This window comes from Streptomyces sp. NPDC047515 (genome assembly GCF_040643055.1).
In the GTDB taxonomy this organism is placed as follows: Bacteria; Actinomycetota; Actinomycetes; order Streptomycetales; family Streptomycetaceae; genus Streptomyces.
In genome coordinates, this window is sequence record NZ_JBEYTM010000045.1 from 32,315 (window position 1) to 51,364 (window position 19,050).

Annotated in this window: 9 protein-coding genes and 4 pseudogenes; 9 read left to right on the forward strand and 4 right to left on the reverse strand. The window is 70.1% G+C overall.

From position 1 onward, the window contains the following. Positions 1–586: 586 nt before the first annotated feature. Positions 587–1,978, forward strand: a complete 1,392-nt coding sequence (hydA, locus tag ABZ826_RS29185; RefSeq protein ID WP_361454644.1) for a dihydropyrimidinase — start codon at positions 587–589, stop codon at positions 1,976–1,978. Positions 1,979–2,767: 789 nt separating this feature from the next. On the opposite strand, the gene ABZ826_RS29190 is transcribed toward hydA, so the two are convergent. Then, positions 2,768–3,784 (reverse strand): helix-turn-helix domain-containing protein, encoded by a 1,017-nt coding sequence (locus tag ABZ826_RS29190; protein WP_361454647.1) that lies wholly within the window; start codon positions 3,782–3,784, stop codon positions 2,768–2,770. A 264-nt stretch (positions 3,785–4,048) separates the two neighbouring features. On the opposite strand from ABZ826_RS29190, the gene ABZ826_RS29195 reads away from it, so the two are divergent. The 5 genes and pseudogenes from ABZ826_RS29195 (at position 4,049) to ABZ826_RS29215 (ending at position 11,768) form a co-directional block, all read left to right on the forward strand. Continuing rightward, complete coding sequence (locus tag ABZ826_RS29195; protein WP_361454650.1) at positions 4,049–7,750, forward strand: S8 family serine peptidase; 3,702 nt, start codon at positions 4,049–4,051, stop codon at positions 7,748–7,750. 299 nt (positions 7,751–8,049) lie between these two features. Beyond that, positions 8,050–8,268, forward strand: a pseudogene (locus tag ABZ826_RS29200) (transposase); the annotation flags it as partial. Between the two features lie 447 nt (positions 8,269–8,715). Further along, positions 8,716–9,096: pseudogene (locus tag ABZ826_RS29205) on the forward strand (amidohydrolase family protein); the annotation flags it as partial. A gap of 11 nt (positions 9,097–9,107) precedes the next feature. Next, positions 9,108–10,109, forward strand: coding sequence for a TIGR03842 family LLM class F420-dependent oxidoreductase (locus ABZ826_RS29210; RefSeq protein WP_361454653.1), 1,002 nt, complete (start codon positions 9,108–9,110; stop codon positions 10,107–10,109). Positions 10,110–10,196: 87 nt separating this feature from the next. Further along, on the forward strand, positions 10,197–11,768 hold the full coding sequence (locus tag ABZ826_RS29215) for an NCS1 family nucleobase:cation symporter-1 (protein WP_361454656.1): 1,572 nt from the start codon (positions 10,197–10,199) through the stop codon (positions 11,766–11,768). Here ABZ826_RS29215 and ABZ826_RS29220 read toward each other — a convergent pair. Then, entirely contained in the window at positions 11,728–12,507 is a 780-nt protein-coding gene (locus tag ABZ826_RS29220) for a hypothetical protein (RefSeq protein WP_361454659.1), read from the reverse strand. The two genes, ABZ826_RS29215 and ABZ826_RS29220, sit on opposite strands and share 41 nt — an antisense overlap. 522 nt (positions 12,508–13,029) lie before the next feature. Between ABZ826_RS29220 and ABZ826_RS29225 the strand changes: the two genes are divergently transcribed. Next, entirely contained in the window at positions 13,030–14,505 is a 1,476-nt protein-coding gene (locus tag ABZ826_RS29225) for an amidase (RefSeq protein ID WP_361454662.1), read from the forward strand. Between the two features lie 137 nt (positions 14,506–14,642). On the opposite strand, the gene ABZ826_RS29230 is transcribed toward ABZ826_RS29225, so the two are convergent. Further along, on the reverse strand, positions 14,643–15,176 hold the full coding sequence (locus ABZ826_RS29230; protein WP_361454706.1) for a hypothetical protein: 534 nt from the start codon (positions 15,174–15,176) through the stop codon (positions 14,643–14,645). Here ABZ826_RS29230 and ABZ826_RS29235 point away from each other — a divergent pair. Both ABZ826_RS29235 and ABZ826_RS29240 read left to right on the forward strand, forming a co-directional pair. Continuing rightward, positions 15,130–15,658 (forward strand): annotated as a pseudogene (locus tag ABZ826_RS29235) (response regulator transcription factor); the annotation flags it as partial. The gene ABZ826_RS29230 and the pseudogene ABZ826_RS29235 sit on opposite strands and share 47 nt — an antisense overlap. Positions 15,659–15,766: 108 nt before the next feature. Further along, complete coding sequence (locus ABZ826_RS29240) at positions 15,767–18,301, forward strand: SpoIIE family protein phosphatase (protein ID WP_361454665.1); 2,535 nt, start codon at positions 15,767–15,769, stop codon at positions 18,299–18,301. A 143-nt stretch (positions 18,302–18,444) separates the two neighbouring features. On the opposite strand, the pseudogene ABZ826_RS29245 reads toward ABZ826_RS29240, so the two are convergent. After that, positions 18,445–18,965, reverse strand: a pseudogene (locus ABZ826_RS29245) (biotin/lipoate A/B protein ligase family protein); the annotation flags it as partial. Positions 18,966–19,050: the final 85 nt, after the last annotated feature.

Here is a 19,050-nt window from a genome sequence, read left to right on the forward strand (position 1 = left end):
ATCACGCCGCGTACGGGACGAGCGCATGAACCGTACCCAACATGTGGACCAGACCCGTCATCATTTCGTTACCTGGACGTGCCTGGGCCCGCGCGGGCCGTACCCGCGGGAAGGCGCGTATACGAAGCGGCGCGGCGCCGCTCCCCATCCGGGAGCGGCGCCGCGCCGTTTCCCGTTGTGGGCCGGTGGAGTGCCGGGCGGGGGAAACAGAAACGTCTTCATCGGTTGGCCGCAGCGGTATTGCCACAGTGGGTAACCCACTTCTACGTTCTTCACCACGCACCTCGTCTACGTGCGTAGACCCATTCCGCCACTGTGAGGAGGGGTACATGAGCCGCACCGTCATCCACGGCGGTCTCGTCATCACCGCGTCCGACGGAATCCATGGCGACGTACTCATCGAGGACGGCCGCATCGCCGCTCTGGATGTTCAGCCCGAGTAGGTGCCTGACCTGCAGGAACATGCCTGTCTCGGCCGGTCGTCAGGGCGGAATCGCCTCATTTGCCGCGCCGGCGGCGCTCCATCGGGCATGCAGAACGGCTCACGAGTGAGTACCCCGTATCCGACGTAAATGGAGCAGAAGCTATGGCACGCACTCTGATCACCGGTGGCCTGGTCATCACGGCCTCCGACGAGTTGCACGTCGACGTACTCGTCGACGGTGGCCGCGTCGTGGCCATGGCCACCCATGACAGTCATGAGTGGACGGCCGATCATGTCATCGACGCTGCGGGGAGGTACGTGATTCCAGGCGGTGTCGACGCCCATACGCATATGGAGATGCCGTTCGGCGGCACGTTCGCTTCCGACACCTTCGAGACCGGAACTCGCGCTGCGGCCTGGGGTGGCACGACGACCATCATCGATTTCGCTGTCCAGTCCAAGGGCGGATCGCTCGGTGAAGGGCTCGATGCGTGGCATGAGAAAGCGGATGGAAAGTGCGCGATCGACTACGCCTTCCATATGATCATGTCCGATGTGAACGAGTCCTCGCTCAAGGAAATGGACAGACTCGTCTCGGCCGGCGTCACTTCGTTCAAGCTCTTCACCGCGTACCCGGGGGTTTTTCTCTCCGACGACGGTCAGATTCTCCGGGCCATGCAGCGCGCCGGCACGAATGGCGGGCTGGTGATGACGCACGCGGAGAATGGTCTCGCCATCGACGTGCTGGTGGAGCAGGCGTTGGCACGTGGTGAGCGGGACCCGCGCTACCACGGTGAAGTCCGCAAGGCACTCCTTGAGGCGGAGGCCACGCATCGAGTGATCAAACTGAGCCAGGTGGCGGGGTCTCCTCTCTACGTGGTGCACGTGTCGGCGCAGGAGGCCGTCGCCGAACTGGCGCGGGCTCGGGACGAGGGCCTTCCGGTTTTCGGCGAGACCTGCCCGCAGTACCTCTTCCTGTCGACCGACAACCTGGCAGAGCCTGAATTCGAAGGCGCGAAGTACGTCTGTTCCACTCCGCTGCGTCCGAAGGAGCATCAGGCGGCGCTGTGGCGGGGGCTGCGGACGAATGATCTGCAGGTGGTTTCCACGGACCATTGCCCGTTCTGCTTCAAGGGACAGAAGGAGATGGGCCGTGGGGACTTCTCGAAGATTCCGAATGGCATGCCGGGTGTCGAGAATCGTATGGACCTGCTGCACCAGGCCGTCGTCGACGGGCACATCAGCCGTCGCCGCTGGATCGAGATCGCCTGCGCGGCGCCGGCCAGGATGTTCGGCTTGTATCCGAAGAAGGGCACGATCGCTCCGGGGGCCGACGCCGATATCGTCATCTACGACCCGCATGCCGAGCAGACCATGTCCGCCGAGACGCATCACATGAACGTCGACTACTCGGCCTACGAAGGCAAACAGGTGACGGGACGGGTAGAGACGGTGCTGTCACGCGGCGTTCCGGTGATCGACAAGCGCACTTATGTGGGCCACGCGGGGCACGGGGCGTATCTGCCGCGAGGAATCTGTCAGTTCGCGAACTGAGATGTCTCGCGGAAAAATCCCTCGTTCTCGCGTCCGGGTGGCACCTCGGCAGACAGTCCTCCGGGGCTGATGGGCGTCATCGGCCCCGGAGGACGCGCAACCAGCGTTGGCGGTGGTGGTGAAGGTAGTGAGGTGCCAAACTCAACGGCTTCTCGTCCAGGACGCAGCGGACGTGTGGGCCGCCGAAACGGCAACGGGCGATGCGCGGTTGGCGCCGGCGTCCACGGAGGAACCTGCGGGTCTCGGCGACGAGCTCGGCCTGGTCCCGGGCCCGGTGCTGCTTCGGCAGACTGTGCTTGAGGTCGGCGTCGACCAGTTCGTCGGGGTTGAGCTAAGGGCTGTCCCGTAATCCCTGGCGGGCGTGCGACGACAGCTACGGCACCTCGCCGCGTTGTCGGAACGCCCGAATACATCCAGTATTCGGGCGTCCCTCCGCCTTACGATGCACCGCATCTGACGCCGCACGCTGATCCACCAGGGATTACGGGACAGCCCTTACGGTGAGTACGGGGGCTGGAAGTGCAGGTCGACGGTGTCGGGGCATATTCAGCGGCAGTTCAGCCACTCCACTGATCCGACCACTGGAACTCAAGCCCCGTCCGGGGCCCGATCAGCCGCTACGCGCGCACCGTTCCGGCGCGGTTCTCCAAGGGCCGACCCGGCTCCCCTTGCCGTAGAGACGACATGTCGCAGTCACGGCACCCGCAACAGGTGACACATGTGCCTTGGAAGCCGGAGTCCTGATCCGATCCGTGCGCTCCACGCCCGCACCTTCTCGCGGCTCGTATCTCATGACAGCCACCCCCGCCGCGCCGCCTGCCACACCAACTGCGTCCGGGTCGCGGCGCCGGCGCGCTGCATCAGCACCTGGATCCGGCGCTGCACCGTGCGCTGACTGACCCGTAGCTGCGAGGCGATCGCCTTGTCCGCGACCCCGGCGACGACCAGGGACAGCAGATACCGCTCGTCGTCGGCGACGTTCGCACCGGGCCGCGGACTGCCGCCGAAGTCGGCCAGCTCACCGGAGTCCGTGACGTGCAGCGGCGACGCCGCCGCCCACTGGCTCTCGAACAGCGCGATCAGCGCGTCGAGCAGGCTGCTGCCGTGCACCACCGCGGCCGTCGGCTCACCCAGCGAACCACCCGAACCACCGTGCATCAGTGGGCAGATGGCGATCGAACCGTCCGCGATCACCATCCGCACCGGCAGCGTCCCGGTAGCCCGTGCCTGTTCACCCGCGCGGATGCTCCGGGCGACGTTGTCGACCATGCCGGGCTCCTCCAGCAGAGCCCGCTCGTAGATGGCCTCGTACCGCACCCCACGGGCGAGCAGCTCCCACTCCTCGTCGTTCTCCGCCGCAGGCATGGCCACATGGCCGGCCTTGCAGAGCCACCGCATCTCACTGGCCCCGTACGCCATATGACGCAGCCGCTGCCGGATCACACTCGCCCCCGTGATCACCTCGACAAGCTGCCCCGCGTCATGCCGCCGCCCCCCGGCCCGGTACTCCTCGGTGAGCTGCTCCACCCCCCGCCGTGCCGCCTCCAGCGCCTCATGCCCACGCAGCAGCAGCGGACGCAGCGCCGCATCGGGCGCCACCGGCACATAGCGCACCGCGCCCCCCGACGGCGAAACGGCCACCCGCCCCACCAGCCCCTTGTCGTGGAGCGAGGCCAACAGCCTGTGTGCCTGCGCCACTTCGAGCCCCAGCTGCTCCGCGGTCAGCGCGGCATCAGCCTCACGCACCCCGACGAGGAAGCGGTACACCCGCTCCTCCCCCGCCCCGATCCCCGCGGCCTCCAGCATGTGTCCGCCTCTCACGACGCCCCCACCCACCCCAACCGATGTACCAGCCACCGGACACAGCGTGATCTAACCACAGCGGCACACCAGGACGATGCCCGCGCTATCACGCACGACGACCATCCGACTTCGATACGCGCAAAGTGGCGGCGAGCGGACATGTCACTTCTTCGTCAGGCGCGGCCGTAGCGTCGATGCCCCTTCCTGCCGAGGCTTGACCCGCCGGTCGCGGAACCCCTTCCTGCCGGCGGAAGGAGAGCGTTCAGCATGCGTTTCAGGCGAAGAGCCGCACTGCTCGGCTTCACCTTGGCGACCACCATGGCCACCACCGTGGCCGGAGGCGGCGTGGTGTACGGTGCCACCCCCGCACCGAGGAACGGGGAGGACGCGGTAACCACCCCGTCCCAAGCGCACGTCCGCACCGCGAAGGTCACCCTTGTCACCGGAGACCAGGTGACGGTGGCCACGAGGGCGGGCAAGACCCTCGCCGTCAACATCACCCCGTACCACCGCAGTGCGGCCGAGCTGCGGACGTACACCGTCGGCACCGATGTGTACGTGATCCCGCGCGACGTCGAAGCGCTGGTGCACAACGGCCAGGTGGACGACCGGCTGTTCAACGTCACCCAGCTCATCGCCCAGGGGTACGACGATGCCCACCACGCGTCGACCCCGATGATCGTGCGCTACGCGTCCGGCGCCAAGGACACCGCACCCGGCGGAGCCCGCATCACACGGAAGCTCCCCGGCGTACGCGGAGCCGCCGTCAGCGCCGACAAGCGCAAGGGCGCAGCGTTCTGGGAGGCCGTCGACGACGACAGCGCCCGCGCAGGTACCCCCAAGGCCCGCCTGTCGGGCGGCGTCCAGCGCCTCTGGCTGGACGGGCAGGTCAAGGTGCTCCTCGACAAGAGCGTCCCGCAGATCGGAGCCCCGGAGGCGTGGAAGGACGGTTACGACGGCACCGGTGTGAAGGTCGCGGTGCTGGACACCGGTGTCGACGCCACCCACCCCGACCTCGCCGACCGCATCGTGGAAAGCCGCAGCTTCGTCCCCGGCGAGACGGTGCGCGACGGCCACGGCCACGGCACCCACGTCGCTTCCACCATCCTGGGAAGCGGAGCCGCCTCCGGCGGGAAGTACCGGGGCGTGGCACCGGGCGCCGGACTGATCGTGGGCAAGGTGCTCGACGACGGCGGCAGCGGCTCGGAATCCTCGATCATCGAAGGTATGGACTGGGCCGCGCACTCGGGGGCGAAGGTCATCTCCATGAGCCTGGGCGGCGGGGAAGGCGCCGACGGCACCGACCCCATGTCGATGGCGGTCAACGAACTGACGGCGCAGACCGGTGTGCTGTTCACCATCGCGGCGGGCAACAGCGGCCCCGCGGCGACGTCCGTCGGCTCACCCGGAGCCGCCGACGCGGCCCTGACGGTCGGCGCCGTGGACTCCACCGACGCGGTCACCGACTTCTCCAGCCGGGGCCCACGAGGCGGTAATGGCGGGCTCAAGCCGGAGATCACCGCGCCGGGCTCACGGATCGCCGCCGCCCGCGCCGCCGGCACGACGATGGGCACACCGGTGGACGACCTGTACACCACCGCGAGTGGTACCTCCATGGCCACGCCGCACGTGGCCGGCGCCGCTGCGATCCTCGCGCAGCGCCACCCCGACTGGACGCCGGCCCGTTTGAAGAGCCAGCTGATCAGTACGGCCAAGACCACCGCCGCCACCTCCGTCTACGCCCAGGGCGCCGGCCGCGTGGACGTGGCACGCGCACTCCGACAGCCCGTATCGGCCAGCGGCACGGCCGACTTCGGACTGCGGGACTGGGACGCCACCGCCCCGGTCGGGAAGAAGATCGAGTACGTCAACGACGGCGACCAGCCGGTCACCCTCGCCCTGAAGGTCGAGAACGCGGGCGAGGAACTGCCGGCCGGAGTGCTCAGCCTGGGAGCCGACTCGGTGACCGTGCCGGCGCACGGCACCGCCGACGTCGACCTCACCCTCAACACCGCCGGCGTGACGACCGGATCGCACGGCGCGCACGTCGCCGCGGTCACCGCCGACGGGCGGACGACGGCAGTGACAGCGGTTGGCTTCGGCCGGGACGTACAGCGCTTCGACGTCACGCTGAAGGTGCTCGACCGCGACGGCAAGCCGACGAGCGGCATCGCCGCGGTCACCGCCTGGCAGCTGGGCGGCTACGGACTGCCCGAGACGTACCCGGTCGAAGAGGACGGGACCGTCGTGGTGCGGGTGCCGCGCGGCGAGCACGCCTTCATCTCGGAGATCTTCCACTACAACTCCGACTGGAGCCGGCTGGAGGAGTACACCTACGCCGCCCAGCCGGGCACGGTGATCGACTCCGATCGGACCTTCACCCTGGACGGCGCCAAGGCCGGCCCGGTCACCATGACCACCTCCCGGCCGACGGAGACCAATCGCGCCCGCATCGGTCTGAACTTCCAGGCCGTGGACAGCGGTTTCATCTACGACCGCGAGGTGTGGCTGGACGGCGAGACGGCCGCGTACTCCGTCCCGTCGCAGACCGCGAACGAGCGCTTCGAATCGCGCGCCGGCTGGTCGCTCGGCGCACCCGCACTCGACGCCCGCCTCGTCGGGCACGGCAACCGGACCCTGGACGCGGCCTACTTCGAGGGCTGGACGGGCTCCGCACGTATCGACGGTACCCGCGTCCTGCGCGTGGCAAAGGCCGGCGAGGACGTCCGGGGCAAGCTCGCCCTGGTGAAGCGGAGCGCCGAGCGCACGGAGCGAGAGCAGGTCGACGACGCCGCGAGCGCCGGTGCGCTCGCCATCCTCATCTACAACGACATCCCCGAGAACTGGCTCGCGGGCAACTGGGGCTCGACGGCCACCAAGATCCCGGCGATGACCCTCTCCGGCACCCAGGGCGAGGAGCTGGCGGCCCTGGACAACGCCGTGATCAGGATCTCCGGTACGGCGGTGAGCCCGTACTCCTACGAGCTGCTGAAGTACCGCAAGGGCGGCATCCCCGCCGACCAACGCTACCGGGTACGCGACGAGGAACTGGCCACCGTGGACTCCTCGTTCCACGCCTCGACGCCGGCCACCGAAGGCGGATACGCCCGGCTGATGCGCTCGCCGATGCAGCCGACGGTGAACTTCGGCTTCGACCGGGTGGTACTGCCGCGCTCCCGGACCGAGTACGTCTCCGCGGACGTGCCCACCTGGGAAGCGGTGAAGGCAGCTCCCGTGTGGACGGCGGACGGCTCCTGGAAGGTGACGAACCCCTCGACGCTCAAGGCCGGACAGCGCGTGCACCGCGACTGGAACAAGGCCGTGGTCCGCACCGCGCTGCCGGACGCACAGACCAACTCGGCCGTCCGGCAGGGCGATGTCGGTGTGGTGGCGTCGGGCGGGCTGCTCGACACCGCGCCGGACCAGGCATTCTCCTTCGAAGCCGGTAGCGACAAGGCGCTGTCCACCGTCTACCGGGACGGCCAGCTCCTCGGCAGCGTCCGTTCTGCGCCCGTCGCCTTCCCGATGACGCCACAGCGCGCCGAATACCGCGTGGTCACCGACGTGCAGCGGGTCGCCCCCGGCTGGACGACCTCCACCAAGGTGCGCACCGACTGGAGCTTCCACTCCGAGCGGAAGGAAGGACTGACCCTGCTCCCCGTCCTGTCGGTCGACTACCGACTCGACGTCGACCAGGCCAACAGCGCCCGGCCGCACTCCACCACCCGCATCGGACTGGGCGTGCGCTACCCCAAGGGCCTGAACGGTCTGAAGCTCGCCGGGGCGAAGCTGTGGGCCTCGTACGACGACGGCGCCAACTGGCGTCAGGTCCGCCTCGACGGCGGCCTCAACGGCACGATCGACAACCCCGCGAACGCGGGCTTCGTGTCGCTGCGGGTGCAGGCCACCGATGTCGATGGCAACACCATCGAGCAGACGGTGACCCGCGCCTACCAGATCCGCCGCTGACCGACGCCGGGGCGCCTGCACCGCAGGCGCCTCCCACGTAGGCGGAGGCCCTGGGAAAACCGACCGAAGCGGTTCCCCAGGGCCTTCGCCGTCGTGCCAACCGCGGCAGGCTCAGCCGACCAGCGTCCGTATGCGTCGCCTCCGCCGCCTGGCGCCTGCCGGCCGGCATCGACTCCGCTGCACTCGCCCGCCTGCGCTCGGCCAGGGCCACTGCGCGGGAGGTCGCACGGCCGCAAGCCGCCGAGGCCGGAGCAGGGATACCCGCAGCCCGCGCGGGCGGACACGACCTGCCCGGTCGTGTCCTGGACCTCGACGCCACCCTGGTTACCTGCCACTTTGAGAAAGGGCAGGCAGCGGCGATCTACAAGCGCGGCTTCGGCTACCACCCGCTGCTGTGCTTCCTGGACAACACCGGCGAAGCCCTGGCCGGAGTCCTCAGGCCCGGCAACGCCGGTGCCAACACTGCCGCCGACCACATCACCGTCCTTGAGCAGGCGCTCGCCGAGATCCCCGACGCCCACCGGCAGAAACATGACGTCCTCGAACTACTGGACGCCAAGCAGCCGTGGCCGGCACGGTGCCAGGAGCCCTCCGCAACGCAGGTTGCCGCTTCGAGACCTGGTTCGACGACCACGAGCGCCTGGTGCCGCCGGTACTCACCGACGAGCAGTGGACGTGTGGGGAGGACCTCTTCCCAAGGCCCAGAAACCAGTCCAGGATTGTCCCCCGCGACTCGCGTTCGAGGCGTCGTTGCACAAGGTTCCGTACGGCCTGATGTGGAAGGATCTCCCGGAGCACGTCACCCGAGGGCAGCGCTCCCAGGGCTTCTACCAGCGTGCGCCTGAGTACCTGAAGACCGGAGTTTGGGAGAGGGCGGTATGCGCGCTGGGCGACTACGACGGCACCCCGGTTCCACCGTTGTACGGGCTGCCGGACCTCCACATCACCGGAACCTTCGACCCGCGCCCAACGGCATGCCCGGCGTGGAGAACCGGATGGACCTCCCGCACCAGGCGATCGTGGACAGCCACCTCTCGCGTCGCTGCTGGATCGAGATCGCCTGCGCCTCCCCGGCCCGGATGTTCGGCCTCCACCCGAAGAAGGGCACCATCGCCCCGGGCGCCGACGCCGATGCCGTCAGCCACGACCCGGCGGCCGAACAGACCATCTCCGCCGAGACCCACCACATGAACGTCGACTACTCGGCGCACGAGGGGGAGCGGATCACCGGCCGGGTCGAGACGGTCCTCTCGCGCGGCGAAGTCGTCATCGACGGAAGGAAGTTCACCGGCCGGGCAGGCCACGGCATGTACACCCCGCGCGCCACCTGTCAGTACCTGAACTAGGAGCACCCGTCATGGACTTCGGACTCGTTCTCCAGACCGACCCGCCCGCCTCGTCCGTCGTCGGCCTGATGCGCCGCGCCGAACGCAACGGCTTCCGCTACGGCTGGACCTTCGACTCGACGGTGCTCTGGCAGGAGCCCTTCGTCATCTACAGCCAGATCCTCGAACACACCGAACACCTCGTCGTCGGCCCCATGGTCACCAATCCGGGTACCCGCACCTGGGAGGTCACCGCCTCGACCTTCGCCACCCTCAACGACATGTACGGCAACCGCACGGTCTGCGGCATCGGGCGCGGCGACTCGGCGATGCGTGTCGCCGGCCGCAAACCCAACACCTTGGCCCGCCTCGGCGAGGCCATCGACGTCATCCGCGATCTCGCCGAGGGGCGGGAGGCCGTCGTCGACGGGCAGCCGGTCCGGATCCCCTGGGTGAAGGACGGCAGACTGCCGGTCTGGATGGGCGCGTACGGCCCGAAGGCGCTCGCTCTCGCCGGGCAGAAGGCCGACGGCTTCATCCTCCAGCTCGCCGACCCGTTCCTCACCGAGTGGATGGTCAAGGCGGTACGGGACGCGGCGGCACAGGCGGGCCGCGACCCGGACTCGGTGACCGTCTGCGTCGCCGCCCCCGCCTATGTGAGCGACGACCTCGACCATGCCCGCGAACAGTGCCGTTGGTTCGGCGGCATGGTCGGCAACCATGTGGCGGACCTGGTCTCCCGATACGGCGAGCACTCCGGTCTCGTCCCCGAGGCCCTCACCGCGTACATCGCCGGGCGGTCCGGCTACGACTACAGCCATCACGGCCGTGCCGGGAACCCCGACACGGCCTTCGTGCCGGACGAGATCGTCGACCGGTTCTGTCTGCTGGGCCCCGCCGAGGCTCACATCGACAAGCTCCGGGTCCTGCGCGACCTGGGGGTCGACCAGTTCGCCGTCTACAACATGCACGACGCGCGCGAGGCGACCATCGACGCCTACGGCTCCCGGATCATCCCCGCCCTGTCCACCTGACCATCAGGCCCGACCCCCCACGGCTGTACGTACGCCCCGCGCCTCCCGCCCGCACGGCACCGTTCCCGAGCGAAGGGTCCAGCAGCCATGACGTCGACCGTCCCGCCCACTCCACCCACCCCACCGCCTCCACCGCAAGGCCGGACACCCGATCCGTCGGGCCGCATCGAACTCGCTCCCGGCACCGTGCCCACCGACAACCGTTTCGTCAACGAGGACCTGCTGCCCGTTCCGCTGGAACGGCGCCGCTGGACGACGTACAACTTCGCCGCGCTCTGGGTCGGCATGGCTCACAACATCCCGTCGTGGCTGCTCGCCTCCGGCCTGGTGGCGCTCGGCATGGACTGGAAGCAGGCCGTTCTCACCATCGCCCTCGCCAACCTGATCGTGCTCGGCCCCATGCTCCTCACCGGGCACGCCGGACCCAAGTACGGCATCCCGTTCCCCGTGCTGGCCCGCGCCTCCTTCGGTCTGCGCGGAGCCAACCTGCCCGCGCTGATCCGGGCGGCGGTGGCCTGTGCCTGGTTCGGCATCCAGACCTGGATCGGTGGCGTCGGAGTCTTCACCCTGCTCGGGAAGATCTTCGGCGGCTGGGCCAAGGCGTCCGAGATCGGCGGGCAGCCCTGGACGCTCTGGCTCTGCTTCGTCCTCTTCTGGGCGCTCGAACTCGCCATCATCTACCGGGGGATGGACGCCCTGCGCCGGTTCGAGAACTGGGCGGCCCCCTTCGTCATCGTCGGCGCGGTCGTTCTGCTGGTCTGGGTCGCGGTCAGGGCGGGCGGGTTCGGCCCGCTGCTCGACCAGCCCTCCCGGCTCGGCTGGGGCAAGGAGTTCTGGCCGGTCTTCTTCCCCTCCCTGATGGGCATGATCGCCTTCTGGGCCACGCTCTCGCTGAACATCCCCGACTTCACCCGCTTCGGGGCCGGCCAGCGCGCCCAGATCCGGGGTCAGTCGCTCGGCCTGCCGACCACGATGACGCTCTTCGCGCTGCTCTCGGTCCTGGTCACCTCCGGCTCGCAGGCCGTGTACGGGGAGGCGGTCTGGGACCCGGTCCAGCTCGTCGCCAGGACGGACAACGTCTTCGGACTGCTGTACGCCCTGGTGACCGTGCTCGTCGCGACGGTCTCGGTGAACATCGCGGCGAACGTCGTGTCACCCGCGTACGACCTGGCGAACCTGGCCCCCAAGCTCATCAACTTCCGTACGGGAGCGCTGATCACAGGTGTCGTGGGCGTCGTCATCATGCCGTGGAAGCTCACCGGGACCCCCGAGCTGTACATCTTCACCTGGCTCGGGCTGGTCGGCGGGCTGCTCGGTACGGTCGCGGGCATTCTCATCGCCGACTACTGGATCGTCCGCCGCACCGTGCTCGACCTCGCGGACCTCTACCGTCCCGGCGGCCGGTACTGGTACGTCAACGGCTGGAACTGGCGGGCGGTCCTCGCGTTCGCCGTCGGCGGTGTCCTGGCGATCGGCGGCTCGCACTCGGCCCCCGGGACGGGCCCGTTCCCGGCCGGGGGACTGATCCCGTTCCTGAAGCCGCTCGCGGACTACGGCTGGGCGGTCGGGCTGGCCTCCTCGCTGGTGCTGTACGCGATGCTCAGTGGACGTTCCGACGTCACAGCGGCGCCGACGTCGTACGGCTCAGCAGAGCATTGATGTCGTACGTCTGATCGGGCGGCGGCGTGGCCGTGGGCACCGGCTTGTCGAAAGCCGAGAAGCTCACCACCGCGTTCGCCCCGCCGCCCCGCACCGTGATCCTCAGCGGGTAGGGCTTGCCCGTGTCCGCGACGTACATCGTCAGCGTCCGACCGTCCCTGATCCGGGTCAGCGGCACCACCGAAGCCCCGTCCAGCGTGGTCTTCCTGCCCTTGTTCAGCGTTCCCCGGTCGTTGTCCGCATGGTCGCCGACCACCCTCTGGAAGGTGTGCAGATCGCATCCGGCGACCACGTCGCGCAGCCTCGGGTCGGTGGCCGAGCCCTTCATGTAACGCCCGTTGAGGATCGCGGCGAAGGCCGGGCCGCCGTTGGGCACCTGGTTCTTCCAGAAGTCGGCGTCCGGCTTGACCCAGATGGCGTCTCCGCGCTTCACGATCCGGACCGATCCCTGTTGGCTGCCGAGATCCACCGCACCGTTGCAGTTGCCGTCCTGGTCCAGCGTGAGACTCAGGGCCATCGGCGGATTGCCGCCGTCCAGGCCGCCACGCGCGCTGAGGTGCAGGGACTTGACGCTCAGGAGCGCGTCGCGCGAGCGGTCGGCGATCTGCTGGGCGGAGAGCGTGTCGATGCCGTTGTCCGCTCGTGCCACACCGCCGCCGACGAGACCGCCGCTCGTGAGTCCCAGCGCGAACACCGCCGCCAGGGCGGTCCCGCGTGCGCGGATGAGTCGGCCGGTCACGGCGCCTCCCTCGAAGGGCCCGTCAGGCCCGCTCAGGTGTGCGATCCGATCCTCTTGAGCGTACGCCGGGGCGCGGCGGGCCGCGCGACGGAGGATGTGGGGGAGAACCGCCTGTGAAGCGCATGCACAGTGTGATGTTTTGCCTCGTTTTGCGTAATGGGTGGTCGGGGACGGTTCCGGACGCACCGGGTTCGTCACCGACGAGGAGGAACAGGGAGGCATGAAGCCGTCGAGCCGTGGCCGGCCGGGTCGGCCTCCGGGGACCGGTGGCCGGCCCGAACCGCGTGACGACAAAACCATTCCCGCGCCTCCTCACGTCGCTGACCCCGCGTCCACACCTCCAGCAGGGCTTTTTCGCCGTCCGTGTCCCCGGACGAACACAGCGAGCCGTGCAGCCGTCTCCGGCCGCCCTCCTCCGAACGGTTGAGCGGACCGCCCGCGAATCGTTACCCTTCGGTAAGTTCGTTCTGGCGTACAGGTGCGGGCGCGCGCACCTGCCGATTCGAGGAAGGCGGGCAGCCCATGTCCTCAACGGAAGCCGTGGAAACCGGCGAACCGGCCGACGCGATCGGGCTGACCGAGAGCACGCGCGAGCTGGCCGAAGGCCGTACCACCTCGGTCGAACAGGTACGTGCCGCCCTGAGCCGGATCGAAGCCAGCCAGGGCAGCCTCAACGCCTTCCGGCACCTGCGGGCCGAGGCCGCGCTCGCCGAGGCCGCCGAGGCCGACCGCCGGCTCGCCGCGGGGGAGCGGCTGCCCCTGCTCGGGGTACCGGTCGCCGTCAAGGACGACACGGATGTCCTCGGGATGCCGACCTACTTCGGCTGCGACGGAGATCTCCCCGCCGCCATCGCCGACAGCGAGGCCGTACGCAGACTGCGGGCCGCCGGGGCCGTGATCGTCGGGAAGACCAACTCCTGCGAGCTGGGCCAGTGGCCGTTCACCGAGGGCCCCGCCTTCGGCGCCACCCGCAACCCCTGGAACACCGGACACACCCCCGGCGGCTCGTCCGGCGGTTCCGCGGCGGCCGTGGCGGCCGGGCTGGTACCCGCCGCGCTCGGCTCGGACGGCGCCGGATCCGTCCGTATCCCCGCGGCCTGGACCCACCTCGTCGGCATCAAACCGCAGCGGGGCCGGATCTCCGTCCACCCGCAGAGCGACGCCTTCCAGGGCCTGACCGTCAACGGACCGCTGGCCAGGACCGTCGCCGATGCCGCCCTGCTCCTCGACGCGGTCGCCGGACCGCATCCCGACGATCCGCACCGGCCGCCCCCCGTCCAGGCCTCGGCCGCCGCGCGCCGCGACCCCGGCCGGCTGCGCATCGCCCTCGCCTGGCGTCCCCCGCTCACGCTCACGGGCTCCGCGCCCCACCCCGAGGTGCGGCGGGCCGTCACCGCACTGGCCGAGGCCCTCGCCCGTCTCGGCCACGACGTGGAGGAGGCCAGGCCCCGCTACGGGCTGATCGGCCTCGGCTTCGTCCCCCGTGCCACCGTCGGGATCGCCGAACTCGCCGCCCGCCACCCCGACCCCGCCCTCCTCGACCCGCGCACCCGCAGTGCCCTGCGCACCGGCACCCGGCTCGGCGGCCGGGTGGTGCGGGCGGCCAGGGAACGCGAGGTGCGTCAGCACCGCAGGATCGGTGCGTTCTTCCGCACGTCCCGGACCCGCGTCGGATACGACGTGCTGCTCACCCCGACAACCGCCCTGCCGCCGCCCCCGATCGGCAGGTTCGACGGGCTGAGCGCCTGGCGCACCGATGTGACGATGGCCGAGGCCTGCCCGTACGCGTGGCCCTGGAACGTCCTGGGCTGGCCCGGCATCAACGTACCGGCCGGGTTCACCACCGACGGGCTGCCCGTCGGGGCCCAGCTGCTCGGCCCCTCGCGCAGCGAGGAACGGCTGATCTCCCTCGCCGCCCAACTGGAGGCCGACCGGCGCTGGTACGAGCACCGGCCCCCCGCGCCGTCCCTGTCCGTCAGGCCGGGAGGCGGGCGCTGACCACCCACGCTCCCGCCCGCATCAGCACACCCTCCGGGGTCTCGTGCGGCAGCAGCACCTTGGTCAGTTGTAGCGGTCCGGATGGCCGGCCCAGTGCCGGCCGAGCGGTCCGTTCCAGGCGTCGGCGACGGTCGTGCTCACGCGTGCTCCTTCGTCGAGGTGGTGAGAGTGGCCTCGATGCGGTCGACGGCGCAGATCGCGCCGAACGCGATGAGGTGGACCAGGCAGTGGTCGGTGTACGGGGGCACGAGCCAGGCGGCCACGTCGTCGTCGCTGATCCGGTACGGCGCACGGGCCGCGAGCAGCGCCAGCCGGGCGCCGGGCAGTTCGTCCCGGTCCGGGAGTCCCGCTTCGTGCAGCGGCAGCGGCGTGACACCGTCCCAGGCCGCCACCGACTCCCGTACGAGAGTCTGCTCCTCGTCGCTCAGCAGCCCCGAGCCGAGATGCGCCGCGGTACGCAGCGCGCCGATCGCCGTGCCGATCGCCGTGCCCGCCGCCCACCAGGGTGACTCGCCCTCCGTTTCGAGCAGCGCCAGGCTCTGGCCGGGTGTCAGCTCACGGCGTACGGTGCCGGCCAGGGAGCGGCCCGCCACGGTCCGTACGAGGCGGTACTTCTGGGCGCCCCCGGACGTCGCACTCGTCGATGTGCAGATGCCGGTGATGGGAGGCATCGAGGCCACCCGCGAGATCGCCGCCGACCCCCGGCCGGCCGGCGTCCATGTCGTGATCCTCACCAATTACGGCCTCGACGAGTACGTCTTCGACGCGCTGCGCGCCGGAGCGGCCGGATTCCTCCTGAAGGACACCGAGCCGGCCGAACTCCTGAGGGCCATCCGCGTCGCGGCCCGTGGTGACGCGCTGCTCTCGCCCGCCATCACCCGTCGGCTGATCGGCGAATTCGTCGCCCGACCACCCGACCGGATCACCGCGCCCGGTTTCGAGCACCTCACCCGTCGGGAACGCGAAGTCAGCGCACTCGCCGCCCGTGGTCTCACCAACGAGGAGATCGCCGCACACATGGTGATCAGCCCGTTCACCGCGAAGACCCACATCAGCCGTGCCATGACGAAGCTGGGCGCCCGCGACCGGGGCACAGCTCGTCGTCTTCGCGTACGAGTCGGGACTCGTCGCTCCCCGGGAGCCCCGCCCCTGAACCTTCGCCCAGCGGTCCCGCTCCCCGATCCACGGCCGCAGACATTCGCACCGGAGCGCCACAGGCGGGATCATGGACTGGGACCGGAGTGGATGGGTGGTGACCAGTATGGGGTCCGCAGGCCCGCCGTCGGCGCCCGGCGCCGAACCGCCGCAGTCCGGCACCGTCCCGCACTCCTCCTTCGACACGGCGAACGACGCGACCGCGGTGGTCGCCGGGAACGGAACGGTCGTCGGCTGGACACAGAGCGCGCAGGACCTGCTGGGGTACCGCGCCGCCGAGGTGGTGGGGCAGCCCGCCGGCTTTCTCCTCGCGACGCCCGGGGACCCGCTGCGCGTGGCGGGGATCGCCGAGCGGTGCCGCGCCGGTGTGGGATGGAGCGGCGCCGCAGCCGTGCGGCGACGCGACGGCCGGGAGATCGATGTGGATCTGCGGGTCTCCGCCTCGTTCCACCTGGACGGCCGGGAGTGCTTCCTCGTCTCGGGACGCGACCGCGGGCCGGAATGGACGCTCGGGCAGTCCGTGGTGGACGCCTTCCTGACCAGCTCACCGATCGGGGTGGCGGTGCTGAGCCCGCAACTGCGCTACGTATGGATGAACGACACCCTGGAACGCTTCGGCGGCGTCCCGCGCGAGCAGCGCGTGGGCCGCCGGATGAGCGAAGTGCTCCCGGGGCTGGAGGCCGACGCCATAGAGACCCTGATGCGCAAGGTGCTGGACACCGGCGTCCCCGTCATCGACTACGAGTACCGGGGCTGGAGCTGGGCCGATCCGCACCGTCAGCGCGCCTACTCCACGTCGTTCTTCCCCCTGACCGACGGCGACGACACCATCACCGGCGTCTGCTACATGGTCCTGGACGTCACCGACCGGTGGAAGGCCCAGCAGCGCCTGGCCCTGGTCAATGACGCCGGAGTCAGCATCGGCTCCACTCTGGACGTGATGCGCACGGCTCAGGAGCTGGCCGACTTCGCGGTACCGCGGTTCGCCGATCTCGTCCTCGTCGATCTGCTGGAGCCGGTCGCCAGCCCCGAGGAGCCTGGACCATGGCCCGCCACCCCGGGATTTCCCGGTGCGGGGCTCCCCGACGCGGGTACCGCGCGCCCCGGTGCGGGCGGGGCGTCGTCGTTCCGGCCGAGGATGCGCCGCGCCGGGCTGAGTTCCGTACGGGAGGGCTGCCCGGAGGCGATCGTCCGGATCGGGGAGCCGGTGGATTTCGAGCCCCCGCCCCACGACTTCCGCTTCCTCGTGGCGGGTGAACCCGTCCTGATCCCGGTCCTCGACTCCGTCCGTCAGCTGTGGGCGGTGGAACAGCCCGCCAGGGCGGCGCGCATCCAGGAGTTCGGCCTCCACTCCCTCATCGCTGTGCCCATGCGGGCCCGGGACACGGTGCTGGGCGTGACCACCTTCATACGATCGGTGAACCTGGTCCCCTTCGAACCGGACGACGTGCTCCCGGCCCGGGAGCTGGTGGCACGGGCGGCGGTGTGCGTGGACAACGCCCGCCGCTACACCCGTGAGCACGCGGCGGCGCTGACACTCCAGCGCAGTCTGCTCCCGCACACGCTGCCCGGCGGAATGGCCCTGGACGTGGCCTCCTCGTATCTTCCGGCGGACGCCAAGGACGGTGTCGGGGGCGACTGGTTCGACGTGATCCCGCTGTCCGGTGCCCGGGTCGCCCTGGTCGTCGGCGATGTCGTCGGCCACGGCATAAGCGCAGCCGCGACCATGGGCAGGCTCCGCACCGCGGTGCACACCCTGGCCGACATGGACCTTCCCCCCGACGAACTGCTGGCCCACCTCGACGACCTCGTGCTGCGCCTGAGCGAGGAGGAACCCGAGGGCGAGGCGAGCGGCACGACCGTGCTCGGTGCCACCTGCCTGTACGCCGTCTACGACCCGGTCACCCAGCGCTGCACGATGGCACGCGCCGGCCACCCGCCCCCCGTCGTCGTCTCCCCGGACGGGCGTGTCAGTTTCCCGGAACTGCCCGCGGGCCCCCCGCTGGGCCTGGGCGCGATGCCTTTCGAGACGGCGGAGATCGAGCTGCCGGAAGGCAGCCTGATCGGCCTCTACACCAACGGTCTCATCGAAGGCAGGGACCGGGACGTCGAGCTCGGGATGGCCCGGCTCGGCGGCGCCCTGTCTCAGCGCGGACTCTCCCTCGACACCCTGTGCGCGACGGTCGTGGATCAGCTGCTCCCCGTCCCGCAGCCCGACGACGTCGCCCTGCTGCTCGCCCGCACCCACGAGCTGAGCCCCGACCACGTCGCCTCGTGGGACGTGCCCTCCGACCCCGCCGCCGTCGCGGGCGTCCGGGCCCGGACGGCCCGTCTGCTGAGGACCTGGGGCCTGGAGGAGCTGGAGATGACCACCGAGCTGATCGTCAGCGAACTGGTCACCAACGCGGTGCGCTATGCCACGGGCCCGATCCGGCTGCGACTGCTGCGCCAGTCCGTCCTGATCTGCGAGGTCTCCGACACCAGCAGTACTTCTCCCCGGCTGCGCCACGCGAGGACGACCGACGAGGGCGGTCGTGGCCTCTTCCTCGTCGCCCAGCTCACCCGCCGCTGGGGTACGCGCTACACGCCCGAAGGCAAGATCATCTGGACCGAGCAGGAGATTCCGACGCCGGCGGCCTGAGGACGTTCCTGGACGTCGGCCCCGAGCGGGGCACATGGCTCCGGCCGTGCGACACCGGCCCTACGGGACGAGCCGGCGGTTCCGTCTCCGCGTGGCCGGCGTGATCGGCTCCGTTGCGCTGCACCCGTTTCACGGCGCCCGCTTCACGGCACCCGCGCGGTCCATTCCTCGGTGCCGAACTCGTGCGTACGAGCTCCTCGGCCCGCGCCATCTCCTCGTCCGTCACCTTGTCCCGAGTGAGGCCGTGCCGGGTCCGGAAGGAGTCGATCATCCGCTCGATCACGGCCTCGCGTGCGAGGCCCGTCTGACGACGCAGCGGGTCGACGCGCTTCTTCGCGCTCCTGGTGCCCTTGTCGGAGAGCTTCTCCTTGCCGATCCGCAGTACCTCAAGCATCTTGTCGGCGTCGATGTCGTACGACATGGTCACGTGATGCAGGACGGCCCCCTCCCCGCCCACCACACGCTTCTGGGCCGCGCCCGCGATCTTTCCGGCGTCCCTGGCGATGTCGTTGAGCGGCTGGTACCAGGCATTGATGCCCATGTCGCCGAGCGCGCCGAGCACCCAGTCGTCGAGATAGGCGTAACTGTCGGCGAACGAGAGGCCCGAGACGAGCGCGTCCGGGACCGAGAGCGAGTACGTGATGGTGTTGCCGGGCTCCACGAAGGTCGGACAGCCAAGACACTACGAGCCTGCGTGATCACGGGCAAGTGTTTGTTCCTGCCGGATGCCACACGGCATCCGGCAGGGT